Raw genomic sequence first — 23,709 nt, 5'->3', positions numbered from 1 at the left:
GAATGCTCGCGGCAGCGTAGCGCCGGCCTCGGCGCTGCAGGCCGAGATGGCACGGACCGGCCGGCACCGTGACGAGCCGCACACCGCGGGGTGCTTTGGAGGTTCTGTTACCGGCGGGTAGCATTCAGGTAGCTTTCCCGACCCCCAGAGGAGCTTCCTCGTGCCCCGTGAGATCCGCGATGTCGTGTTCGTCGACGGCGTTCGCACCCCGTTCGGCAAGGCCAAGGGCCAGTACGCCGAAACCCGCGCCGATGATCTGGTGATCAAGTGCATCCGCGAGATCCTGCGACGCAACCCGTCGCTGCCTCCGGAGAAGGTCGAGGAGGTCGCGATCGCGGCCACCACCCAGATCGGTGACCAGGGCCTGACCATCGGCCGTACGGCGGCGCTGCTGGCCGGTCTGCCGAACACCACGCCCGGCTACGCGATCGACCGGATGTGCGCCGGCGCCATGACGGCCGTCACCACGCTCGCCTCGGGCATCGCCTTCGGCGCGTACGACGTGGTCGTGGCCGGCGGGGTCGAGCACATGGGCCGGCACCCGATGGGTGAAGGCGTCGACCCGAACCCGCGGATCATCTCCGAGAAGCTCGTCGACACCAGCGCCCTGGTGATGGGGTCGACCGCGGAGAACCTGCACGACCGGTACCCGTCGATCACCAAGGAGCGGACCGACGCGTTCGCCGTCCGGTCGCAGGAGCGGGCTGCCAAGGCCTACGCCAACGACCTGATCCAGCCGGATCTGGTGCCGATCGCGACCCGCTCGGCCGAGCTCGGCTGGGGGCTGGCGAGCACCGACGAGCCGATGCGTCCGGGCACCACGATGGAGGACCTGGCCAAGCTGAAGACCCCGTTCCGGCCGCACGGCCGGGTCACCGCGGGCAACTCGGCCGGCATCAACGACGGCGCTACCGCCGCGCTGATCACGTCGGCCGAGGCGGCCGAGGAGCTGGGCCTGAAGCCGAAGATGAAGCTGGTCTCGTACGGCTTCGTCGGCGTCGAGCCCGAGGTGATGGGCTTCGGTCCGGTGCCGGCGACCGAGAAGGCGCTGAAGCTGGCCGGGCTGACCATCGACGACATCCAGGCCTTCGAGGTCAACGAGGCGTTCGCCGTCCAGGTGCTGGCGTTCCTGGAGCACTACGGCATCGCCGACGACGACGAGCGGGTCAACCCGTACGGCGGTGCGATCGCCTACGGTCACCCGCTGGCCTCGTCCGGCATCCGGCTGATGACTCAGCTCGCCAAGCAGTTCGAGCTCAAGCCCGAGGTCCGCTACGGCCTGACGACGATGTGCGTCGGCCTCGGCATGGGTGGAACGGTCATCTGGGAGAACCCGAACTGGGAAGGGAACGCGGCCGCATGAGCCTGCAAGAACTGATTGATTCGGCTTCGGCCCTCTCGACCGACGAGGTCGTCACGCTCGCGCACTCGCGGGACGTCGTACTGCCCAACAAGGCGGGCACCCTCGCGCTGATCACGCTGGACAACGGGCACGACCACACCAAGCCGAACACCTTCGGCCCCAAGGGCCTGGGCTCGCTGAACGCGGCGATCGACGCGGCACTCGCCCGCGAAGACGTCGTCGCGATCGGCGTCACCGGTAAGCCGTTCATCCTCGCGGCCGGCGCCGACCTGACCGGCGTACCGAAGCTGGTCGACCGCGAGCAGGCGCTGGCGCTCGGCAAGATCGGCCACGGCGTACTGCGCAAGCTGGTCGACGGCGGCAAGCCGTCGTTCGCCTTCGTGAACGGTGTCGCGCTCGGCGGCGGCCTCGAGGTCGCCCTGCACGCGACGTACCGGACGGTCTCGGTCGCGGCCGGGATGCTGTCGACGCCCGAGGTCTTCCTCGGCCTGCTGCCGGGCTGGGGCGGCAACTTCCTGCTGCCGAACCTGATCGGCGCCGACAAGGCCGTCAAGGTCGTCGTCGAGAACGCGCTGAACCAGAACAAGATGCTCAGTGGTCCGGAGGCGGTCAAGCTCGGGATCGGCGACGTCCTGCTGGACTCGGCCGACTTCCTCGAGCAGTCGCTGATCTGGGCCTCGAAGGTACTGACCGGCGAGATCACGGTCGAGCGCGCCGAGATCGACCGCGGCGACGCGTGGGACGCAGCCGTTGCCCGAGGCAAGGGATTTGCCGACGTCAAGGTCAGCGGCGCGGCGCCCGCGCCGTACCGGGCCCTGGATCTGATCGCGGCGGCCAAGGACAACGACCGCGACCGTGGGTTCGCGGCCGAGGACGAGGCGCTCGCCGACCTGATCATGAGCGAGGAGCTGCGCAGCGGCCTCTACGCCTTCGACCTGGTGAACAAGCGGGCCAAGCGGCCGGCCGGTGCGCCGGACAAGTCGCTGGCGCGCCCGGTCAACAAGGTCGGCGTCGTCGGCGCGGGTCTGATGGCCGGCCAGCTGGCCCTGCTGTTCGTACGGCGCCTCGAGGTGCCGCTCGTGCTGACCGACCTCGACCAGGAGCGGGTCGACCGCGGTGTCGGTTACGTGCACGGTGAGATCGACAAGCTGCTCGGCAAGGGCCGGATCCGTCCGGACAAGGCCAACCAGCTGAAGGCGCTCGTCACCGGTTCCGTGGACCGCACGGTCTTCGCCGACGCCGACTTCGTGATCGAGGCGGTCTTCGAGGAGCTGCAGCTGAAGAAGACGATCTTCGCCGACCTGGAGAAGATCGTCCGGCCGGACGCGATCCTCGCGACCAACACGTCGTCGCTGTCGATCACCGACATGGCCGCCGACCTGGAGCACCCGGAGCGGGTCGTCGGGTTCCACTTCTTCAACCCGGTCGCGGTGCTGCCGCTGCTGGAGATCATCCGCGCCGCGCAGACCGACGACGCGACGCTGGCCACTGCCTTCGCGGTGGGCAAGAAGCTGAAGAAGTCCTGCGTGCTGGTCAAGGACGCACCGGCGTTCGTGGTGAACCGGCTGCTGACGCGCTTCCTCGGTGAGGTCAGCGCGGCCGTCGACGAGGGCACCCCGATTCCCGAGGCGGACAAGGCGCTGTCGGCGCTCGGCCTGCCGATGCCGCCGTTCGTGCTGCTGCAGCTGGTCGGTCTGCCGGTCGCCCTGCACGTCGCGGAGACCATGACCCGTGCCTACCCGGACCGCTTCCAGGTCTCGGCGAACCTCGCCAAGGTCGTTGCCGCGGGCAAGCCTTCGTTCTACGTCTGGCCCGAGGGCAAGCCGGTCGTCGACCCGGAGATCGAGCGTCTCGTGACCGTCGGCGACAAGCCGTCGTCGGCCGACGAGCTCCGCACGCGCGTGCTCACCGCACTCGCCGAGGAGATCAAGATCATGCTCGACGAGGGTGTCGTGGCCGAAGCGCAGGACATCGACCTGTGCCTGCTGCTCGGCGCCGGCTGGCCGTTCCACCTGGGCGGCATCACGCCGTACCTGGACCGGTCCGGCATCGCCGAGAAGGTCAACGGCAGCAGGTTCCTTCCGCGGGGTCTCGCTAGCCTCTGAAGGCCTTGACCGCCGCGAGCAGCTGGGCCGACGTCATCTTGGTGTGCTTCTTCAGGATGGCGTCGGCTCCGCTCTCGTGAGCGGCCAGGTCGGCGTAGAGCGCAGCGACCTTCTTCTCGCTGAACCGATCGATCAGATACTCGATGACCCACCAGGCTTGCCCGTACGAGCGGTCGCCGTTCGCACTGAACTCCGCCGGGCCCGGCAGCGCCTTCATCGACGGCAGGGTCTTGCGGACCGACTTGCGGTACGGGTCGACCGTCCACTGCGGGTCGTCCTCGATCACGGCACACCGGATGTACTCCGCGTAGCCCTCGACCATCCACATCGGCGCCCGATCTCCGAGCAGGACCGCGGCGGCATGCGTCATCTCGTGCGCCAGCAGGTCCTTGTCGAGCTTCTTGCGGAGCTCCGGGTTGACCACGATCCGGGAGCCCACCGGCGTGGTCCGCCGGCCGTGCGGATCTCCGTCGTACACGGGGAGGTCCTTGGCCGCGATCGTCCAGCCCTGGGCTCCGGAGGTCCAGAAGATCGACAGCACCTGCGGCTCAGGCATCGCGACGACCATCACCGAGCCGTCCCACGGCTGCGGCCAGTGCCGCTGCACTCCGCTGACGGCCTGCTGCGCGGTCGCGGCGATCTTGGCGCCGAGGGCGGCCTCGCGCTGGGCGACGACCACGGCGACCTTGCCGCGGCGGACGACCGTGATGGGTTGGTAGTCCCACGGCTGGCGGTGGCCGGCGTAGCTGAGCACCTCGTCGATCACGTTGTCCTCGACGAGCAGCCAGCCGCTCCCCCGCCGTACGAAGGTGTAGGCGAGGTCGGTCTGCACCGGCTTCTTGTCCAGACCGGACAGCTGGTAACGCATCATCAGCCGGGACGAGAAGGCCGTCGGGCCGTACTTGTCGGTCATCCGCGGGACCTGGTGCTCGTTGGCCAGGAAGTACTCGAGCTTGACGAACCCGAACTGCCGCAGGTTGGCGAACAACGTCCGCTGCCGGGCGAGCAGCTTGGCGTCCTTGGGGTTCACCGCGGCGAGGAACGCCTTCACATCACCTTTGCGGACCGCGGCGGCCCGCGCGCTCAGCAGGGTGTTGATCTCCTGCTTGCGAGCCGCGGTCTGATCCGGCGTGAGCCGGCCGGACGGCACCGCTTTGACCGCTGCCGCACTGTTGCCCGGCGCCGCAGCGCCCTGCTGGAGCCGGACGCCGACCACTGCCACCGCTCCGGCGATCGCCAGTGCGACAACCCCGGCGACCAGGCGCCTCGGGTGCTTCATCTACGTGCTCCCCCTCCGATGGTCGGCTGATCCTATCCTCAGCCGACCACCGGAGCTGGGCTCAGGCCTTGACCTGCTCGCCGGTCTTCTGCTCGATGCCGACACGGCTGCGGCGGTAGCCGTAGACCGCGTAGATGATGAAGCCGAGCACCATCCAGATGGCGAACCGCAGCCAGGTCTCCAGCGACAGGTTCAGCATCAGGTAGACGCAGATCAGCGCGGCGACGATCGGGATCACCGGGTTCCACGGCACTGTGAAGGAGCGCTTGATGTCCGGGCGGCTCTTGCGCAGCAACGGCACCGCGATCGAGACCAGGGTGAACGCGGCCAGCGTGCCGATGTTCACCATCTCCTCCAGCTTGCCGATCGGCGTCACGCCGGCCACGATCGCGACCACGATGCCGATACCGATCGTGAGGCGGTACGGCGTGCCCCACTTCGGGTGCGTCTTGCCGAGCTGGCGCGGCATCAGGTGGTCGCGGCTCATCGCGAACACGACGCGCGCGGCACCGATCATCAGTGTCAGCACGACCGTGGTCAGACCGGCCACAGCACCCGCGGAGATCAGCGTCGCGAACCCGCCACGACCGACCGAGCGGAACGCCTCGGCGAGCGCCGCCTCACCGCTGATGTCGGTGTACTTGACCATGCCGGTGATCACGATGCAGACCGCGACGTACAGGACGGTGCAGATCGCGAGCGAACCGATGATGCCGCGCGGCAGGTCGCGCTGCGGGTTCTTCGCCTCTTCGGCGGTGGTCGCGACCACGTCGAACCCGATGAACGCGAAGAACACCAGCGAGGCGCCGGAGACCAGACCCATCACACCGAACGACGAGGGCGTGAAGCCGAACAGGGCCTGGAACAACGGCGTCGTGATCGTCACGTCGCCGCTCGGGGCCGGAACGCTCGGCGGGATGAACGGGGTCAGGTTCGAGCCCTTGATGTAGAACAGGCCGGCGACGATCACGAACAGCACCACGAAGAGCTTGATCGCGACCAGGACCAGGTTGACCCGCAGCGACTCCTTGATACCGATCGTCGCGAGGGTTGCAAGGACCAGCACCAGCAGCATCGCCAGCACGTTCACGTGGCTGTCCGGCCCGATCGAAGCGGGCCAGCCCAATCCGATCTGTTCCAGGAACAGCGCGGCGTACGTCGACCAGCCCTGCGCGACAACGCTTGCCCCGAGCATCAGCTCGAGCAGCAGGTCCCAGCCGATGATCCACGCGAAGATCTCACCGAGGGAGAAGTACGAGAACGTGTACGCCGAACCCGACACCGGGACGGTGGAGGAGAACTCGGCGTAACACAGGGCGGCCAGCGCGCAGCAGAACGCGGCCAGCACGAAGGACAAAGCGATACCAGGGCCGGCATAGGCCTTGGCGGCACGGCCAGTGAGCGTGAAGATACCGGCACCGATGATCACGCCGATGCCGAAGACCGTGAGGTCCAAGGCCGTCAGGCGTTTCTTGAGCTGGTACTCCGGCTCGTCGGTGTCGGCGATCGACTGCTCGATCGTCTTCTTCCGCACAAGACTCATCTGCGCCTCCTCGACTGCGTCCTTCTCAGGACAGGACGGAACCCTCCGAGCCTGCCTCTCTGACAGCGCGAGGTCAATTCGGCACTCAGCGTCGCGGCCGGTATGTCCGTAAAGATGTCCATAACGTGACCTCGGTGAGACCGCTGCGGCTGAGCAGGATGCGGTCGCGCGACACCTGATTGGTGCCGTGGGCAGCCATGTCCTCGTACAGGTCCTCGACGGCGTCCAGACCGATCCGCTGCACCAGGTAGCGGACGGCCAGCCAGCTGACGCCGTACACGTCGGCAGAACTCTCGTAGAAGCCGGCATCGGTCGGCAGTGCGTGCAAGGTCGGCAGCGCGTCGTCGATGACCTCCTGCTCCCACTTGCTCACCTCGCTCGATCCGCCGATCGCTTCGATGCCGCTCCAGGAGACATACTCCGCCGCGCCCTCGGCCAGCCACAACGGTTCGTACCCACCGAGATCGGCCGTGGCCACGTGGGTGAGCTCGTGCGACAGCAGGATCTCGTCGACCTGGTCGCGCTGGTTCGGGTTCACCACGATGTAGGCGCCGGCCACGGTGCCGTCGGCGGTGTCCTGACCGGGCAGCGACGAGAACGTCGAACCCGCGCTCGCCGCCGACTCGATGTCCTCGTCGGCGAAACGCGCGTCCCGTACGTCGGTGTCGTCGAGCGCGATGATGAGGGCCGACCCACGCCAGCGGCGCGGCCAGTAGTCGCGGACCTCGACCAGCCCCTCGGCCGCCTCGGTCAGGATCTTGCGGCCGCGGGCCCGGTCCCCCTTCTCGACCACGACCAGGACGCGGGGTCCCCGCACCACCTCGATCCGGCCCAGGTCCCAGGCCTCGCGGTGCGCGCCCGGACCGAGGTCCTTGTCGAGGTCGTCGTCATCGGTCAGCACCCAGCGGCCGGCCCGGTTGATGAACGTGTAGCCCAGCTCGGTCGTCACCGGGGCGACGTCGACCTTCGGGATCTGGTAGCGCATCAGGATCCGGACCAGGTACGTCACCCGCCCGCGGGCCTTCGCGACCGACGGGTCGAAGCGCTCCTCGGCCTGGCTGTAGCCGAGCTCGGTGAAGTCCATGTCGACCAGGTTCGCGAAGAGGATCTTCTGCTGGGCGATCAGCTTCGTGTTCGACGGGTCGACGTCCTTCAGGAAGAGCGCCAGGTTGCCGTTCTGCACCGCACGGGCGCGGCGGATCAGAATCGTGTCGATGGCCACCCGGCGGGCAGTCGCCGCCAGCGATGCCTTGGACGGCGATCTCGGCGTACTGGCCGGGGCCGGCTTCGGTGTCGCGGCGAGCCGCGTCCGGGCGTCCTCGGACCGCTCGCCGACGGCGTACACAACACCGCCGGACGCGAGCGCTACCGCCAGCAGCAGCCCCAGCCATCGGCGGGGGCCAGCCGGAGCGCCTGGCGGTGGGGCGCTAGGGATGGTCGCACTCACGTCGGGTCGTTCCTCCGAGGGCCCGTCTGTCTACAGCCCGGCAACCATACTCGGTTCGCCGCGATCCGCCAGCAACGCGCTGGTCACGATGCGGCGGCGGTCTTCAATGCCCGGAAGAGAGCAGCCTCGGTCAGGCCGACGTGTTCGGTCATGATCCGGTCCCGCTCCGCCTGGCTGGACCCCAGCGCGGCCAGCTCCTGATACAGAGTGACGACTTCTGTGCCACCGAAGCGCTCGAAGAGATAGTCGACAGCGAGCCAGGACAGCGGGTACGAACTGTCGGGCTGCTGGAAGAAGACACCATCGGCCGGCAAGCTCTTCGCCTTCGCCAGATACTTCGTCCGGACCTCCTGCCGGTACTTGCCGAGGGCCAGATCCGCGGCCCCGTCCATCGGCAGGAACTCGACGTACGTCGCGGCGCCCTCGACCAGCCAGCGCGGGGCCAGGGCGCCGTACGGGGCGGTGGCTACGTGGGTGAACTCGTGCGCGAGGGTCCGGGCGTCGATCCTGGTGCGGTTGTGCGGGTTGATCACGACGTACGAATCGGCGCGTTCGCCGGAACCGCTGACCTCGCCGGGGAGCGTGCGATAGACCCAGGTCGCCATCGCGAGGGCGTCCTCGGCGTTCTTCGGGACGGTGTAGTCGGCGCCGCGGACGATCTTGTCGTCGAGGGCGATCACGACACCGGAGCCGGTCCAACCGCCGGGCCAGTTCTTGCTGACCGCCTTCACTGCGCTGGTCGCGAGCCCGGTGAGCTTGGTCGCCAACTGCTGCTGGCCCTTCTCGACGACCACAAGCACGCGTGCGGCGCGTTTGACGAGGACCTCGCCCATGTCCCAGGCCTCCTCGTGCGAACCGCGTGGGAGGCGTTTGTCGAGGTCCTGGTCGGAGACGAGCGTCAGCCGGCCGGCCGTGCGCTCGGTGAAGGTGTAGCCGAGCATGGAACGGACGGGGACGCTGTCGATGCCGCGGATCTGGTAGGTCATCGCCACGGCCACCAGGTACGTCGAGGGGCCGTACTTGCTGGTCACGGTCTCGTCGTACTGCTGGGAGAGCTGCTCGTACGCGAGTTTGGCGAAGCCGAACTGCTTGAGGTTGGTGAAGAGCGTGCGCTGGCGCTCGATCAGGCTCAGGTTGGCGGGGTCGACATCGGCGAGGAAGGCCGCCTGGTCGTCCTGGAGTACGGCCTGGGCACGGCGCTTGAGGACCTTGTCGACGGCCGCGGAGCGGGCAGCCAGATCGATGTCCGGGGTCTTCTGCGCGGACTTCGCGGGCTCGTCGGCCTCGGTGCTGGATTGGTGCAGCGCCAGGCCGCCGGCGATCGCCGCCCCGACCAGCACGAACGACAGCAGGAACGGCCATAGCGGCGTACGGGCTCGTCCTGCTGCCCGTCGCCGCGCCGGCGCTGCGTGGCGGCCCACTCAGGCCGCCTGCTCAGGCTCCGGCTGGCCGACCGGTCGCCGGCTCATGGATCGACTCGCCCTGGTTCTGAGCTCCCTGGTTTTGAGCTCCCTGGTTCTGAGCTCCCTGGTTCTGGGCGATGGCCTCGATGACGTCGCGTGCGATCTGCTGGCCGGTGAGGCCGATCTGCTGCAACACCGCCGGACGCTTCGCATGCTCCAAGAACTGCTGTGGGATGCCGAAGTCACGCACCGGCGTGCTCACACCCGCATCGCGCAGGGCCTGGGCGATCATCGTGCCGCACCCACCGGCGCGGCCGTTGTCCTCGACCGTGACGACCAGCTTGAACTTCGGCGCCAGCTCGACCAGCTTCGGATCGACCGGCTTCACCCAGCGCGGGTCGACCACAGTGACGCCGATGCCCTGCGCCTGCAGCCTGTCCGCCACGTCCATCGCGGTCGCGGCCATCGAACCGATGCCGACCAGCAGTACGTCGGTGCCCGAGCGGTGCAGCACGTCCATCGAGCCGACCTTGTCGATCGGGTCGATGTCCGGGAAGACCTCGCCCTTGGCATAGCGCAGCACGGTCGGGGCGTCGCTCACGTCGACGGCCTCGTTGAGCAGCTCCACCAGCCGGGTGCTGTCGCGCGGCGCGGCCAGCCTGAGACCGGGGACGACCTGGACGATCGACATGTCCCACATGCCGTTGTGGCTCGGGCCGTCCTCACCGGTCACCCCGGCGCGGTCGAGCACGAACGTGACGCCGCACTTGTGCAGCGCGACATCCAGCAGCAGCTGGTCGAACGCCCGGTTGAGGAACGTCGCGTACAGGCCGACGACCGGGTGCATGCCGCCCATCGCGAGACCTGCGGCGCTGGTGACCGCGTGCTGCTCGGCGATGCCGACGTCGAACGTCCGGTCGGGGAAGACCTGCGCGAACTGGTTCAGGCCGGTCGGATTCATCATCGCGGCCGTGATCGCGACCACGTCCGGCCGGCGGTGACCGATCCGGACCAGCTCCTCGGCGAACACATCCGTCCAGCCGCGCGGCTTGTTGGCCGGGCGCATCTGGTGGAAGTTGTCCTCCTCGTCCTGCTCGGCAGCGGCGTACCCGAAGCCCTTCTGGGTGACCGCGTGCACGATCACCGGGCCGCCGAACGCCTTCGCCTTGCGCAGCGCGTCCTCCATCGCCTGACGGTCGTGACCGTCGACGGGACCGACGTACTTGAGGCCGAGGTCCTCGAACATGCCCTGGGGGGCGAGCATGTCCTTCAGCCCCTTCTTCACGCCGTGCAGCACCTCGTACATCGGCGGGCCGACATACGGCGTACGGCCCAGGTTCTTCTTGATCAGGTCGAGGATCTTCTCGTACCGCGGGTTGGTGCGCAGCGCGGTCAGATGCGTCGCCAGGCCACCGACGGTCGGGCTGTACGACCGGCCGTTGTCGTTGACGATGATGACGAGCTTGAGGTCCTTCTCGGCAGCGATGTTGTTCAGCGCTTCCCACGCCATGCCGCCGGTCAGGCCGCCGTCGCCGATCAGCGCGACGACATGCCGGTCCTCCTTGCGGATCCGGTACGCCTTGGCCAGGCCATCGGCGTACGAGAGGCTCGTGCTCGCGTGGCTGTTCTCGACAATGTCGTGCTCGGACTCGGCCTGGCTCGGGTAGCCGCTCAGGCCGCCCTCCTGCCGCAAGCTGTCGAACTTCGGCGCCCGGCCGGTCAGCAGCTTGTGCACATACGTCTGGTGCCCGGTGTCGTAGACCAGCCGGTCCTTGGGCGAGTCGAACACCCGATGCATGGCCAGTGTGATCTCCACCATGCCCAGATTGGGCCCGAGGTGGCCACCCGTCCGCGACACGGTCTCCACCAGTACGTCGCGGATCTCCACCGCGAGATCGGTGAGCTGCTGATCGGTCAGCCTCTTGAGGTCCGCCGGCCCTCCGACCGTCTCCAGCACGCGCATCGAGCCCCTTCCGCAGGTCGTCCTCGAACGCTTGAGTCTATGCATGTGCCCCCGCGATTCCGAACCCGACGGGTACGTGCTGTGAATCTCACCGTCTGAGACGCTTACTAACAGTGATTAGTTCGGGGTCTCCCCTACAGTGACCGCATGCAACAGGTGACCACCCTGTTCACCAAGTACGACGGCACCCCGCACCGCCTGATGGAAGCCGTCCACCTAGGTGAAGACGAACACGGCCTCTGGGTAGGCTCCCGCCCCGGCCAACGCGCCCGCCGCGCCGACGGAACCTGGATCACCGTCGACCACCACCGCGTCCGCCTCTTCCCCCGCGGCCAATGGTGGTCCGCCCTCTTCAACGACACCCCGCACTCCACCCACATCTACTGCGACGTGACCATGCCCCCCGAGTTCGGCGTGGACACCGTCACCCTCGTGGACCTGGACCTCGACATCCGCCTGATGCGCAGCGGCGCCGTACGGGTCATGGACGAAGACGAGTTCGAAGCCCACCGGCTCAAATTCGGGTATCCGCCCCAGGTAGTAGCCACCGCCCAAGCCACCTGCACCTGGCTCCGGGCCAACATCGCTGTAGCCGAGCCCTTCCGCTCCGCCTACAAGCCCTACCTGGCCGCCGTAAAAGCCCTCTCCACCTAGCCGCCCCGCCAGGCCATCACACCCCGCGCCGGCCGTGGCCTGGCCTTCAGGCCGTGGTCGGCCAGTGCGGCGGCGAGCGTGGCCGCCCTGCCGGTGGCAAGCGGTCGGCGGACCGCCACCACTCACTAACAGAGCGTGGCCCGCTCGGTTCACGCTCAGCGCGTCCTGCCCGGACGGCCCAGCAACGAGTTGGTGAGTGATGCACGTCCGCCTGATCCGCGGCGAACCGGGGCCAGACAGCAACCGGCCCCCGCCGGCTAGGAGCCCCCCTGAGCCGACAAGGGCCGATCAACCCGCGCCCTCTCGGAACGCGACCCACCCATCCTCAACCACACCCCGTACCCAATCCACCCCTCACAGCAAGATTGCACCTTCCTGCAACGGCGTCACACTCCCCCGGAACACGGCCTTGAGCTCGTTCAGCGCTCAGTCCGATAGTTCGGGACCTGTTCCTCACCACGCCGGACGCGGAACGCTCCTTCGGGAACAGAACCCATCCCTGGGGCGAGGCCAATCAGGCAGGCACCACACCAAAATGCATACATGCCGCGAATCGACTGCGGATCGAGCATGACGTAGACGAGATTCAACGCCGCCTCTCCGCAGCTCGGACAACTCATCCGCGCCGCTTTCGACGGGTCCTTCCAGGCGCGATCGAACGCCTTCTCCCATCTATCAGCTCGGCCAGAATCAGTGATCATTCAAGCTCCTCCACCGCGCCCCGGGGACCGTTCCAGCTCGGATCTCCGCCGCCTCCCTCATCCCGCTGCACAACGCGCCGCAGCTCCCGTCGCAACTCGGTCGCCAGAACCTGCGAGCGCAACATCTGACCCGCCGTACGGCGAACGTCATGGGGCTCGAAGTCCATCCTCTCGGCCATCTGAAGAACCCAGCCCGCCGCGCACCGCATCCAGTACTGCCGGCCAGAACCCCAAGCAGTTTCGACCGTCAGCTCAGCCAGCTTCTGCGGGGTGGGTACGTCGACACCGCCGAACTGTGCCCAGACCTTCGTGAACCTGTCGAGACATTCAGACAGGTCGCGCTCCATAAAAGGCCACATCGCGATGAAGTTCGACTGCTTCAACGAGGCGCGCCCCTCGCCTTCCACTCCGGAGCCGATCTGACCGTCGGGCATCACGCCAATCCAGGCACTATCGCTCCGATAGACCAGCGGAACCCACTCACTCACGTCGCAACCTCCCAGGCCAGTTCCTCTGCCCGGCCACCGGTCTGCGCGTAATGAACCGCGGCCGCAAAAGCCTCCTCCAGACTCACCACGGCCGCACCGTCGTACTCTCCCGGCTGACCTCCAGCCACGACCGTGACACGCCCCTGCGCCTTCGCCGCCCTGGACCTCAGGTTGTAAAAGACCGCATTGTCCTCAGTCACATAGCCGACAAGGCCATCGCGAGCACTCCCGCCAATAGCCAGATGCGCCTCACCACCCGGGCTCAAAGTGACCAACGTGTGCCGCCGTCCGTCCAACGACCGCACCAACTCGACAACCAGCTCGTCGCACAGCTCCCCAGCCGCGAACTCGCGCTCAACGTAAGTCTCGTTGTCATCGACGCTCGCCGACGTAATGAACATGCCCTACACAACAGCCTTCCGCGACAGATCCATCAGATTCGGATCCGCCTCCATCAGCAGGTCCTCGAACGCATCACTCCCACGCTCCCGAACGAACGCGGCCTCGCTCCCAGTGATCGGCACCAGCCAAACGATCCGAATCTCCCGCCCGTCCTCAACCACCGTCGCAAACTCGTCCGGGAAGTACACCGGACTAGCCACGAACAACGCCTCCATCCGGGTCCCGTCAACCAGCACCCCAGCCGGCCCCAGCACCTCCCCCCGAAGCAACCCCCGATGCTCCTTCAAACACGCCATCGCCACCTGCTGCACGACAGCCGGCACCGGCGCCCCAGCAAACTCCTCCGTCACCAGCACCAGCAACTCCTGGAACATCCCACCCCCAGACGGCCCATCCAGCCGATGCCGCCCCAACCCTAAAGTCCCAAACGCCACCGACCCAGCACCAGACCCAGACCCACCCGCCAACTCCACAACCTGAAACGGCACCGCGCCCCCATCCGGATCCGTCCCCCACCCCCGCCGAATCGCCCCGAGCTGCCCCTCCAGATGCTCAACAAGCCCCACGCCGCTCGCTCCTACCTCAATGCCGCTACCCGCTTGGACGAATTCCCCGGAAGAGCTGCGCCATGGCAGATCCCAGATGCTCAATGATGTCGTGCCCAACCTTGTCCGGATGAGGCAGGTAGTAGAGAAATGAGGTGACGATCACCGTCGTCACCTCACGGTCGCCTTCACAGACCTGCCGCTCCAGGAACTCAAGGACAGCACGCCAGTCGAGGCCATCCACGTCATCCGCCACGAAAGCCTTCACCACTGTCTGCGCAACATCCCAAAAGATGACGTGAGGCAGAACCTCGCCGGGGTCGAACGCGTGACCGTAGTACGCCTCGTGAAAAACCGGGAACCTCGTCACAAGATCCTGAACGAGCCGCACGTCACTCGTCACGGCTCTCTCGGTCCGCAGCCAGAACGCCAGCACCCGCAGCGCCCCGCCAACATCGCCGACAGTGCGCGAGACGTCGCCATCCGCCTCCAGAAGGAACGGCGGCTTCCCATCCACCCGCGACTCGAACTGGACTCCGAACGACCTCGACGACCGCTTCACATACCAGAGCTCGTCATCGTCCCTCGGCCACTTCACCCGCAGACGCTCCACTCGAAGGTCCGAAAATGTATTTCGAAGCCCCAAGAGGACCTCAGCGGCGGCCCCACTCGCAGGACGACCCGTCACCCACTCGACCTCATCCGCCATCCCGATAGACCCCTCCCTCTACGACCTGCCTCGAGGCCTTCTCGCTCACCGGCCGCCAGAAATGCGTCGTCAGTCGGGCAAGCGCCTCATGCGGAGTCCCCTCCATCACACGCTCGCCACTAACCGCCAGGACGAATTCTCCGGTACTCCTGCGCCAGAGCGGCAGGCAACTGATCAACGATCCCGTATCCCCGCCGTCCCGGGTGCGGTAGACCCCACAGAAACGACGCTGAGACAACTCCCCTCACATCAGGGAGTCCTCCGCGCCACTGTTCGTCCAAGAACCCCAGAACCCCTCGCCAGTCCAACCCCTCCGGATCATCCACCACGAAGGCCTCCAGCACCGCCTCTTCAACCTCGCCGAAGAAGAGATGAGGCAGCACCCCGCCCTCGTTGAAAACGTGAGCCTCGAAGGCGCCTGTGTACTCCGGGAACCTCGCCACCAAGCTCTCCACCATGCGCACGGCACCGGCGTTACCCATACGGCCGAGGCTCCAGCGGTCGTTCAGCCACTATGAACACATCAGCAGCCGAGCAACAGGGCAGCTCCGACAAGTTGGTCATCCACCCTCTACTTTCCTGGAGACGAGATCCGCGGAACACATGCCAGCCATTGGTCAGGTCGACATAACAAGAGGCCCATTCAGAGTCAAATGATTGCGCAGATCATTCACCCCTTCGCCTATCAAGGTGGTGTCGATCACCGAGTTGTCATGTTGTTCTACATCGACACTGAACAACGACGATGTCTTCGGGGAGTAGATGATAAACCCGTCACTCATCCACTGTGCGGCAGCTGGAATCAGAGCGGAGTGGATGGTCTCAGCCGAAGCCTCGAACCACGCCGCGTCCGGAGCGTCCATGACCGAAGCCAGTAGGCCATCTGCTTGAAGGCTGCTGAAGTCGAACGACGACGCCGCGTCCAGGAACTTGTCCTTGGCAGTCCATCGTTGGATAACCCTCTCCCGCGACCTGCCCAGCACCTCGACTTCCTCGGTCATTCGCTGGGACGTCTCGAAGTCGCACCACTTGTCCGGTGACCGGAGTTCGCGGTCAGCAAAGAGCTGCGAAAGCTCAGCCCTGGCTTGCTTCGCTTTCCAATTCCATCGCGCGAGCTGCGCCCGTTCTGCCGCGTCACCCACAAGTTCCACCAAATCGTTCCAGTTGTCGATCGCAAGCCAAGTCGTGCCGGCGTCGGCATTGTGCACCAGCACCAGTGCATTGCCTGCGGCAACGAAGTACGTGTGAATATGGGCAACAGCGAACTCCAGGCTGCGCGGGGGGTGCCGCGATCGACACCACTCGAACTACCTCCGTCAGTCCCCAGTTGATCGCCTCTGGATCGTCCTTCACCGCCTGCGTCAGACCACCGGCAAAGATGATTTGATCGACGCCGAGCATTCGCAGGGTAACGAGTTGCGGAGCGTCCAGAATGTCCTCGCGCACACGCCCGTCGGACCAGACGTAGTTCATGACGAGGTCGAGACCGTAGCCGAAGACTGTCGGCCGCACGTCGTAGACCAGACACTCCTCGAAGTTTCTCCACACCACCAAGCGCTCGGGCAGCGATCGAGTCATGTGCAGTACACCCGGATCCCTTGCGTGTCCGACGGCTTGGCCACATGCTCCCAAGTTTCCCGTCTACCACTACGGTTCATGATCCTGACCTCCCCGCGCCTGGGACCGAGCGTGTCCACGAAATTGCACTACGTTGCAACGCCCAGCGGGCGTTGCGAGCGTCACAGAGTGGGAAGCATCTCTATCCACTCCCAGCCGTCACAGCTTCTTCGTCCTCTCCAGCGCCAGCCGTCGGATCCGCTTGGTTCTTCCGTGCTGGCTCAACCAGCACGCGACTTCGGGCTCAGGAGAAAACTCAGCGAGCCGTACCTGCAGCCAGTCCGACCAGGACTCGTCGATTCCCTGATGCAGCGCAGGCGCCAGCGGCCGTGTCTCGAGCACTTTCAGATCCCGCGCGCGGCGGGTCGCATAATCTCGCTGCTTATCGGTTACCAGCTGGTCGATCCATGATTGCCGATCCGAATCTGAAATCCACTCGAGTTTTCTCAGCACGATACTCAACGCCACGTTGGGATCAGGCTCAAGCCGCACCGCGCGTAACAACAGTTCCGACGATTCATCCGAGTCTGTCGCGGGGACGTAGACCTTCCACCGCTCATGCTCGTCCCGCACATCAGCGACTTCCATGCCTACCAAATCCGCGATGGAGTTGATCAACGCCACGAGTTCCGCATTCATCTAGCAGCCTCTGGGTCGCTTCCCCGTCACAGGATCCTTGGGGAAGTTCCGGTTGTACTCGGCCATCTTGCTCTTCAGCTGCCCCCGGATCTCGGACAGGTGCCGACCGACAATCTTGCGCTGTCCCGAAGTCAGCTCTTCATAGTCATGAATTGGCTTACCGTTCTGGCCGACCTGAATATCGTAGCCATCGCCCTTCAGGTGGCCATGAGGCGGCTCGTGATCGTTCGAGTAGATCTGGAACACATACTTGCCGTCGCGGAACACCGTGCCGGACGGACCACCATCGCCGCCTCCGTTGTGAACGAGGACCGGCGTGCTGCCTGCCCTTACATAGTAGGTGTGGATGTCGGCAACGGTCAGGTTGTAAGCGGGCGCCCGATGAGCCGTCTTCGCCACCAGGCCGGCCACCAGGGCCACGCCTCCGGTGGCGCTCAGGATCTTTTCGCCTCGGGCCAGCTCGTCGGCACGCTCGAAGCGACCGTTGGTGACCGACCAGAACGGGTGGTCTTCGGTGGTGGTGACCTTGCCGCCGTCGACGACCAGGTCCGTGAGCGTGTCGCTGTGCACCCAGACCTGCAGGACTGTCTTTGCGGCTCTCTCACCCGTTTCGGGATCGGTGGCGATGACTTTGTCGCCGGGTTTGATTTCCTGGATGGGTTTGTAGGTGCCGTCGGCCATCAGGACGTCGGTGGCACCTGCGAAGCTGCAGTAGTTCTTGGCCTGCTGCTCCAGCAGTTTTGCTGCTCTGGCGGCGGCGGATTCTCGGGCTGCTGTTTCGGCGGCTTGTCGGGCGGCTGCGGCGGTTGCTGCTTCGGCTTTGGAGGCTGCTGAGGCGGCGGGGCCGGCGCCGTGGGTGCCGGCCAGGACTTCGGCGAACATTTCTGCGACACGGCCGGCGGCTTTGTTGGGGTTGCCGGCCGCGAAGTCCTGCTGGATGGGTTCGACCATCGCCTTGGCGACGCCGAGGGGGTCGCGGACGATCAGCGAGAGGGCTTGGGCCTGGGAGTCGCAGGCGGCTTGCTGGCCCATGTGGCATTGGCTGGTCTGCCAGACCATCTGGCCGGCGCCCTTGACTGTGTCGACGGCGCCGGCGCCGATGCCGAGTGCCACCTGGCCCCAGGGGTTTTCGGGGCGGTCGAGCTTCTTCTCCACGTGGTGACCGACGCGCTTCAGCCAGCCGCCAACTCCACCGCCGCCGTCGTTGTTGTTGTCGGAGCCGCTGCCGCCGTTGTTGCCGTTCTGGTCGTCACCGCCGGAGTTCTGGTTCGTGCCGCCCGAGTTGCCGCTGCCGGTCTGGGTCCCGCCGCTCGTGGTGGTGGTCGTTCCCCCACCGCCGCCACCACCGCCACCGCCACCGCCGCACTCGCAGGCGTTGATCAGCCCGGTCGGGTCGGAGATCGTGGTGGGGTTGTTGTTGCCGTAGGTGTAGCCGAGCATCTGGTGCGGGTCGGTCGTGTCCATCATCGGGTCGACGCTGATGAAGCGCCCGATCGAAGGGTCGTACTCGCGGGCTCCGACGGTGGTCAGACCGGTGGCTTTGTCCTCCGGTTTGCCGAGGAATCCGTGGTTGTCCGGCCAGGCGACGTCAGCTCCCCGGGCCTCGCCGAACGGTGTTGTGTACCGCTTGGTGGTGGCCAGCGTCTTGGAGTCGACGGCGACACTCGACGTGCCGTGGTGATCGGGGACCAGCCACTTCAGGTCGGTGACGGTCGCCCTGACCGCGATGTCCTGACCGTTCATCGAATACGTGCGCTTGGACTCGACGGTTTTCTTGTCGTTGTCGAGTGTCAGTTCGAGCGATCCGATGAACAGGACCGTCTCGTCAGGACCCTTGCGCAGGATCAGACCGCCATCGGCGTCGTACACGTACGACGTGTCGCCCGTCGGGCTGCCGAGCTTGGTCAGCTTGTTCTCGGCGTTCCAGGTCAGCGCCTCGACACCACCGTCCGGGTCCGGCCGTTGCGTCGTGTTACCCGCGTCGTCGTAGGTGTAGTTGGCCACCGGCGTGGGCGCGGCGCCGGTCGTGGTGACCGACTTCAGCGTGTGCTGCTGCGCGGCGTCGTACGCATAGGTCTCGGTGGTGTCGCCCACCGGCGCGTGGTCGACCTGGGTCTTCCGCAAGCCGCTGGGTGTGTAGGTCCATGACTGCCAGTACGGCGCCGGTCCGCCCAGCCCAGCCACCGAGGGAGCCGCACCGCAGTTGGCACCCGCCGGGGACCACGCATCGGTCATCCGAGCATGCGTGTCGTACTTGTAGCACTGCGCGTCGCCGCCGACCTTGTTGTCGTCCTTGAGCAGATTGCCGGCCTGGTCGTACGCGTACTCGTGGTTGGCGACCATCTCGACATCGCCGGAGGTACTCGTCAGCAGTCGCCGGGTCCCCGGCTCGAACGTGTTGACGATGTCCATGTTGTGCTGGTCACCGAGCTCGTACCGCTCGGGATCACCCACCGCGGTGTACTTGACGTCGTTCGCGTACACGGCGTCGCCGCTCTTCATCGAGACCGGCTGGCCGAGGTTGTTGTAGGTGTAGTTGAGCTTCTCCGAACCGACGTTCCCGCCGCCCGGCACGTAGGTCCAGTCGACCGACTCGTTGTCCGGCAGGTAGGCGATCGTCGTCTGGTACGTCCCGGCCAGCTCAGGTCCTTCGGAGTCCGGGATGACCAAGCTGGTGGCCGTCGGCTTGTAGAGCACGTTGCGTGCGGTGATCTTCGACTTGTACGCCGGGCCTGCCAGGCCGGTGGGATACCGGACGCTCTGGTACAGCTGGCCGAGCAGGCCGGTGGCGTCGTAGTCCCAGTCCAGCCGGAGGTTCGCGTCGGTCTTGGAGCCTTCGTGCACCGTGGTCTTGCGATCCAGGTTGTCGTAGCTGGTGATCAGCTTCTTCTGGTTCGCACTCGTCACCGAGACGGGCCGGTCCACCACGTCGTACTCGTACGTCATCGTCCCGGCATCGGGATCCGTCGTGCTGGTCCGGCGGCCGAGGATGTCGTAGCCGTATGTCCACGTCGAGCCGCCCGTGGTGAGCTGCGTCAGCCGCCCGCCGACGTCGTAGGTGTACTTCGTGGGAATGAAGCCGGCGGTCACCGTTGCACCGTCGTACTCACGGCTCTCGACCACGCGACCCCGCGCGTCCGAGATCGTTGACGAGGCCGGTGTGCCGTTCGGCGGCAGGACGGTGACTGTGTCCCCGCCGTACACGGTGCGGGTCGACCATTTCCGCTGTGCCGAGCTCTGGAACGCCGCCTCGGTCACCCGGCCGACACCGTCGTACGTCAGCAGTGTCTCGTTCGGAACCTCGGCGTCGAACACGGCTGCGAGCGCGCCCGACGGTGCCGCCGAGTTCCACAGGTCGTTGTTCTGAATGATCGGGAGGCCCCGCGAGTTGTACTTCGTCTCGTTGATCAGGCGGCCGCCGTTCGGTGCCACCGACTGGGTCTGCCGGCTGCGCAGCAGGGAGTCGTAGATCGCGTAGCCGGACAGATAACCGTTCGCGCTCAGGTTGAGGTCGTCGGTGCGCACGTACGACGGCGCTGTCCTCGACAGGTTGTAGGTGAACTTCATGTTCGCCAGCTCGTTGGCGGCCTTGGACTGGTTCGGCAACCACACCGCGGTCATCCGGCCGAGCGAGTCGTAGTCCTGATCGGTGATCTTGCCGTTCGGATCGACGGTCCGTGCCGCCATGCCCCACTCCGGCCGATAGGTGGTCGTGGTGGAGAGCGTCTTACTGGCCGCGTCGCCGGGGGTGATCGGCGGCGACTTCGAGACTGTCTGCTGCAGCGCGCCCGGACCGGCCGGGGTGTAGACGGTCGACGACGTCCGACCGAGGGCATCCGTGTGCGTCTTCGGCCGGCCGAGTTCGTCGTACGTCGACGATCCGGTTGTCGAATAAGACGGAACACCGGCCGTCGAATAGCTCGAGAGCCGCTGGGACGAGGTGACATCACCCTTCGTCGGCGCGGATCCGAACGAGCCGCCGTCGTAGATGGTCCGCACGTCGGAGATGTACCTGGCCTGCGGCGGATTCGCCGAGGCCGCGTCGCACTCCCCCTGGGACGACACGACCCGCGAAATGGAACTCCGCAGACCGGTGGCCGCGTTCTTCGCGTACGACGTCACCGTGCAGATGTCATCTGCCGTGCCCGGGTTGCCCAGGTCCTCGGAGGTGACCGGCAGACCGGTGTCCGGGTCGTACGTCGTCGACCCGACGTGCACGAGATCGGCTCGCCCGCCGTCCCGGGTGATCCTCGACGCAGCCGCGGACGGCTTGACGAGGTTCGCTCGCCGGATGATGCCGGTCTCGACCGTCTGCGCGGCGGTCTCCTGGACCCAGTAGTCGGTCAGGTTCCCGGTGACCTCGGTGTTGCTGTCGATAGCGGCGTACGTGATCGCTTCCCGGACCAGGCCCGCCAGCGCCGGTGCGTCGACGCGGGAACCGCCCAGCGTGTCGGGCAGGGTCACGGACTTGAGAACGCCGGAAGTGCTCGTGCGGTCGCCGTTCATGCCACGGAAGTACGACGTCACCGTGCGGGATCTCGGACCGGGCTGGAATGGATCACCCGAGCTGGTGGTGACGGTGCGGAAGCCGCGCCACTCCGACCAGGTCCGCTCCTTGGCCGGAACCAGCGGGTTCTCTGCATAGTGCCAGGCAGCACCGCCGCCGTACGAGTAGTTGGTGACGACTGCGTCGGCACCGCCGGTGACGTCGTTGACGCGGATCTCCGCAACGACATGCCGGTGGAACCAGTCGTCGCGCTCCGCGGAATCAGCCGGCTGCCAGTGCACTGGGTAACAGCGCATAGTGTTGGTCGCTGCCGAAGCCGGCATGTTGCCCGGTACGCCGTCGTCCGGGGCGACGCACTCCGGGGCGGCGTAGTTCACGCTGACCTTGGCGCCGGTCTCGGTCCAGATCGTGCCGACCCGCAGCTTGTTCATCGGCGAGATGCCGTCTCTGCTCGAGTCGACGCGGTTCGGCATGCTGGTGCCTTCGAAGCTCACGGTCAGCGGTGCCGCGGCCGCGCCGCCTGCCACTCCGGTGTGCGTGATCGACTTCAGCCACAGCGAGCGGCCGGACATGTTGTCGCCGGGCGACGGGAAGTCCGGGGTGAGCTGCCAGCGGTCGACGAGCTGAGGAGTGCTGCCCTTCATGACCTGCGTGGTGACCTGGTCGAGCCGGCGCCGCGAGAAGAACGACGGTCCGGGCTTCATACAGGTCGCACCAGCGGCACAGATCTGGTCGAACGGTACGTCCGGCCAACTGGCCTTGGTGGCCGCCGTCAGCGAAGTGCAGTTCGTCAGGCAACGTTCCTGAGTCGTGAAGGTGACCTGCATCGGCGCGGTGGCGGACATCGCGTCCGACCGCTGGCCGTACAGGATCTTCGTCAGGTAGCCACCGCGGTCGTAGATCTTGGTCGCGGTGGTGGCACCGTTCTTCGCGTAGTAGTTGGTCTCGTTGGCATACCAGAGCGACATGGCATTGGCGTGCGGATCGACGACGAGGTCCAGGTTCCAGCGCCAGGCCTGGTTGTCACAGAAGGACGTCGCGAACGTCGTGTCGTGGCAGGGCTCGCCGGTGTCGTCGCCTGCGACCGGCACCGTCCAGACCGAGTTCGTGACCGGGTCGCTCGCGCCCGGCAGGACGTGCTCGCGGCCGAAGTAGTACTGGGTGCCGTCGAGGGTGGTGACCTTCCAGGCCTCGCGGTCGTTGTCGCCGTTGTCGGTCGGGTTGGTGACCTTCTCGATCTTCGAGCCGTCGTCGTTCTTCAGCCGCCAGCCGGTCCCGTCCTTGACGAGCTCCCCACCCTGACCGTTCAGGACCAGGGTGGCGTTGTCGTACTTCCAGCACAGGTCGTACTTGCCGGTCTGGCCGTCGTCCCCGCACGACCCGTACTTCCGCTCGATGTACGAACCGCCGAGGTCGAACCCTTCGCCGACCCACGACGACTGGTTGTTCGCGACCGCGGTCTTGCCGTCGACGGACTGCGCCGAGTAGTCGATCGACAGGTTCGGTGCCGGACCGGCCGTGGTCGGCGGTACCCGGAGCGGGTAGTTCCAGGTGAAGTCGCCGCTGTTGCGACCCGCTGACCAGGACGCGGCCGGAGAGAGCCCAGTGGCCGCATAGTCGCCGCCACTCGAACCGGTCGCCGCGGTGACCGCCATGACCCGCTCTTCAGAGCCAATGGCGACCGGAGCGGTCAGCGTCTGCTTCTCCTGATTGTTGACCGAACCGACCGGGGTCGGCGTCAGGCAGCCCGCCTTCCTCGGTGTCGTCAACGCACACTTCGGCAGGCTGACAAGCTCCAGACGAGAGGCCCAGTTGCCACCTCCGGCTTCGGCGAAGCGCGAGTAGTCGACGGTCAGCTCGGCCGGTGCGTCGCCGGTCTTGCCATCGGCGCGACTGACTGTCAGCAGGAAACCCGAAACGTCGGCGGCCTGCGCCTGCGCAGGATCCAGAATCCGCAGGCGCGCCGACGAGGGTGCAGCAGCACCGGACTTCGCCCGTCCGGGCCGAGCGGTCAAGCGAACCGCGCTGTCCGTCGAGGCCGGAGCGGTCTTGGTCGCGAGGCTTGCGCCGGCCAGAGACACAACCTGCTCCCCCGGCGCCGGCAAGGTGGCCGGGCTCGGCGCCGGTGCGGGCCGCATCGCTGCCGCCCGCTCCGCGTCCGCCTTCAGCGCCGCGGCCGGATCGACCGCACCGACCTTCGCATCATGCCTGGCCGGAAGCGGTGGCATCTTGGACGGGGCGGCCGTAGCCGAGGTTGAACCTTGGCTGACGAGGCTGCTGGCCAGAATCGCGCTCGCGGCGACGAGCGTGACGAGACCACCGAGTCGTTTCGACATGCTGCTGC

At 66.6% G+C, this 23,709-nt stretch carries 17 protein-coding genes; 3 read left to right on the top strand and 14 right to left on the bottom strand.

Annotation, left to right across the window (positions count from 1 at the left end; translation table 11 throughout):
* The first annotated feature begins 160 nt into the window (after positions 1 to 160).
* Positions 161 to 1,363 (top strand): thiolase family protein, encoded by a 1,203-nt coding sequence (locus OG474_RS36875; RefSeq protein ID WP_405058273.1) that lies wholly within the window; start codon positions 161 to 163, stop codon positions 1,361 to 1,363.
* Positions 1,360 to 3,468 (top strand): 3-hydroxyacyl-CoA dehydrogenase NAD-binding domain-containing protein, encoded by a 2,109-nt coding sequence (locus OG474_RS36870; RefSeq protein ID WP_405058272.1) that lies wholly within the window; start codon positions 1,360 to 1,362, stop codon positions 3,466 to 3,468. Before OG474_RS36875 ends, OG474_RS36870 begins: the two co-directional genes overlap by 4 nt.
* Here the strand turns inward: OG474_RS36870 and OG474_RS36865 are convergent.
* The 5 genes from OG474_RS36865 to dxs all read right to left on the bottom strand — a co-directional run bounded on the left by OG474_RS36865 (position 3,458) and on the right by dxs (position 11,103).
* Complete coding sequence (locus OG474_RS36865) at positions 3,458 to 4,747, bottom strand: hypothetical protein (protein ID WP_405058271.1); 1,290 nt, start codon at positions 4,745 to 4,747, stop codon at positions 3,458 to 3,460. The genes OG474_RS36870 and OG474_RS36865 overlap by 11 nt on opposite strands.
* A 61-nt stretch (positions 4,748 to 4,808) precedes the next feature.
* On the bottom strand, positions 4,809 to 6,290 hold the full coding sequence (locus OG474_RS36860; RefSeq protein WP_405058270.1) for an APC family permease: 1,482 nt from the start codon (positions 6,288 to 6,290) through the stop codon (positions 4,809 to 4,811).
* A gap of 85 nt (positions 6,291 to 6,375) precedes the next feature.
* On the bottom strand, positions 6,376 to 7,737 hold the full coding sequence (locus tag OG474_RS36855) for a hypothetical protein (RefSeq protein WP_405058269.1): 1,362 nt from the start codon (positions 7,735 to 7,737) through the stop codon (positions 6,376 to 6,378).
* An 83-nt stretch (positions 7,738 to 7,820) separates the two neighbouring features.
* On the bottom strand, positions 7,821 to 9,158 hold the full coding sequence (locus OG474_RS36850; RefSeq protein ID WP_405058268.1) for a hypothetical protein: 1,338 nt from the start codon (positions 9,156 to 9,158) through the stop codon (positions 7,821 to 7,823).
* Positions 9,159 to 9,171: 13 nt separating this feature from the next.
* Positions 9,172 to 11,103 carry a 1-deoxy-D-xylulose-5-phosphate synthase gene (gene dxs / locus OG474_RS36845; RefSeq protein ID WP_405058267.1) on the bottom strand — a complete coding sequence of 644 codons (1,932 nt, stop codon included), beginning with the start codon at positions 11,101 to 11,103 and terminating at the stop codon, positions 9,172 to 9,174.
* A 147-nt stretch (positions 11,104 to 11,250) separates the two neighbouring features.
* On the opposite strand from dxs, the gene OG474_RS36840 reads away from it, so the two are divergent.
* Complete coding sequence (locus tag OG474_RS36840; protein ID WP_405058266.1) at positions 11,251 to 11,757, top strand: DUF402 domain-containing protein; 507 nt, start codon at positions 11,251 to 11,253, stop codon at positions 11,755 to 11,757.
* 419 nt (positions 11,758 to 12,176) lie between these two features.
* Here the strand turns inward: OG474_RS36840 and OG474_RS36835 are convergent, their stop codons facing one another.
* From OG474_RS36835 to OG474_RS36795, 9 genes are all read right to left on the bottom strand, one after another.
* Positions 12,177 to 12,458 (bottom strand): hypothetical protein, encoded by a 282-nt coding sequence (locus OG474_RS36835; protein ID WP_405058265.1) that lies wholly within the window; start codon positions 12,456 to 12,458, stop codon positions 12,177 to 12,179.
* Positions 12,455 to 12,946, bottom strand: coding sequence for a hypothetical protein (locus OG474_RS36830; protein WP_405058264.1), 492 nt, complete (start codon positions 12,944 to 12,946; stop codon positions 12,455 to 12,457). Before OG474_RS36830 ends, OG474_RS36835 begins: the two co-directional genes overlap by 4 nt.
* On the bottom strand, positions 12,943 to 13,347 hold the full coding sequence (locus tag OG474_RS36825; protein WP_405058263.1) for an Imm1 family immunity protein: 405 nt from the start codon (positions 13,345 to 13,347) through the stop codon (positions 12,943 to 12,945). Before OG474_RS36825 ends, OG474_RS36830 begins: the two co-directional genes overlap by 4 nt.
* A gap of 3 nt (positions 13,348 to 13,350) precedes the next feature.
* A complete protein-coding gene (locus OG474_RS36820) occupies positions 13,351 to 13,782 on the bottom strand; it encodes a suppressor of fused domain protein (protein ID WP_405058262.1) in 432 nt (143 codons plus the stop codon).
* 157 nt (positions 13,783 to 13,939) lie between these two features.
* Positions 13,940 to 14,602, bottom strand: coding sequence for a hypothetical protein (locus OG474_RS36815; RefSeq protein WP_405058261.1), 663 nt, complete (start codon positions 14,600 to 14,602; stop codon positions 13,940 to 13,942).
* Positions 14,603 to 14,721: 119 nt separating this feature from the next.
* A complete protein-coding gene (locus tag OG474_RS36810) occupies positions 14,722 to 15,084 on the bottom strand; it encodes a hypothetical protein (RefSeq protein ID WP_405058260.1) in 363 nt (120 codons plus the stop codon).
* A gap of 135 nt (positions 15,085 to 15,219) precedes the next feature.
* On the bottom strand, positions 15,220 to 15,810 hold the full coding sequence (locus OG474_RS36805; RefSeq protein WP_405058259.1) for a hypothetical protein: 591 nt from the start codon (positions 15,808 to 15,810) through the stop codon (positions 15,220 to 15,222).
* A 568-nt stretch (positions 15,811 to 16,378) separates the two neighbouring features.
* Positions 16,379 to 16,858: a hypothetical protein gene (locus OG474_RS36800; protein ID WP_405058258.1), complete on the bottom strand. Its 480-nt coding sequence runs from the start codon at positions 16,856 to 16,858 to the stop codon at positions 16,379 to 16,381.
* Positions 16,859 to 23,701, bottom strand: coding sequence for a polymorphic toxin-type HINT domain-containing protein (locus OG474_RS36795; RefSeq protein WP_405058257.1), 6,843 nt, complete (start codon positions 23,699 to 23,701; stop codon positions 16,859 to 16,861).
* Positions 23,702 to 23,709: the final 8 nt, after the last annotated feature.

Source organism: Kribbella sp. NBC_01505 (assembly GCF_045040285.1).
Taxonomy (GTDB): Bacteria; Actinomycetota; Actinomycetes; order Propionibacteriales; family Kribbellaceae; genus Kribbella.
The sequence above is the reverse complement of the archived record's forward strand: the minus strand, read 5'-3'. Positions and strand labels throughout refer to the sequence as shown.

Bases quoted from the DNA above. Each gene is read 5' to 3' on its own strand.
- OG474_RS36870 (WP_405058272.1), top strand. From the start codon at position 1,360: ATGAGCCTGCAAGAACTGATTGATTCGGCTTCGGCCCTCTCGACCGAC.
- OG474_RS36865 (WP_405058271.1), bottom strand. From the start codon at position 4,747: ATGAAGCACCCGAGGCGCCTGGTCGCCGGGGTTGTCGCACTGGCGATC.
- OG474_RS36860 (WP_405058270.1), bottom strand. From the start codon at position 6,290: ATGAGTCTTGTGCGGAAGAAGACGATCGAGCAGTCGATCGCCGACACC.
- dxs (WP_405058267.1), bottom strand. From the start codon at position 11,103: ATGCGCGTGCTGGAGACGGTCGGAGGGCCGGCGGACCTCAAGAGGCTG.
- OG474_RS36840 (WP_405058266.1), top strand. From the start codon at position 11,251: ATGCAACAGGTGACCACCCTGTTCACCAAGTACGACGGCACCCCGCAC.
- OG474_RS36835 (WP_405058265.1), bottom strand. From the start codon at position 12,458: ATGATCACTGATTCTGGCCGAGCTGATAGATGGGAGAAGGCGTTCGAT.
- OG474_RS36825 (WP_405058263.1), bottom strand. From the start codon at position 13,347: ATGTTCATTACGTCGGCGAGCGTCGATGACAACGAGACTTACGTTGAG.
- OG474_RS36815 (WP_405058261.1), bottom strand. From the start codon at position 14,602: ATGGCGGATGAGGTCGAGTGGGTGACGGGTCGTCCTGCGAGTGGGGCC.
- OG474_RS36810 (WP_405058260.1), bottom strand. From the start codon at position 15,084: ATGGGTAACGCCGGTGCCGTGCGCATGGTGGAGAGCTTGGTGGCGAGG.
- OG474_RS36800 (WP_405058258.1), bottom strand. From the start codon at position 16,858: ATGAATGCGGAACTCGTGGCGTTGATCAACTCCATCGCGGATTTGGTA.
- OG474_RS36795 (WP_405058257.1), bottom strand. From the start codon at position 23,701: ATGTCGAAACGACTCGGTGGTCTCGTCACGCTCGTCGCCGCGAGCGCG.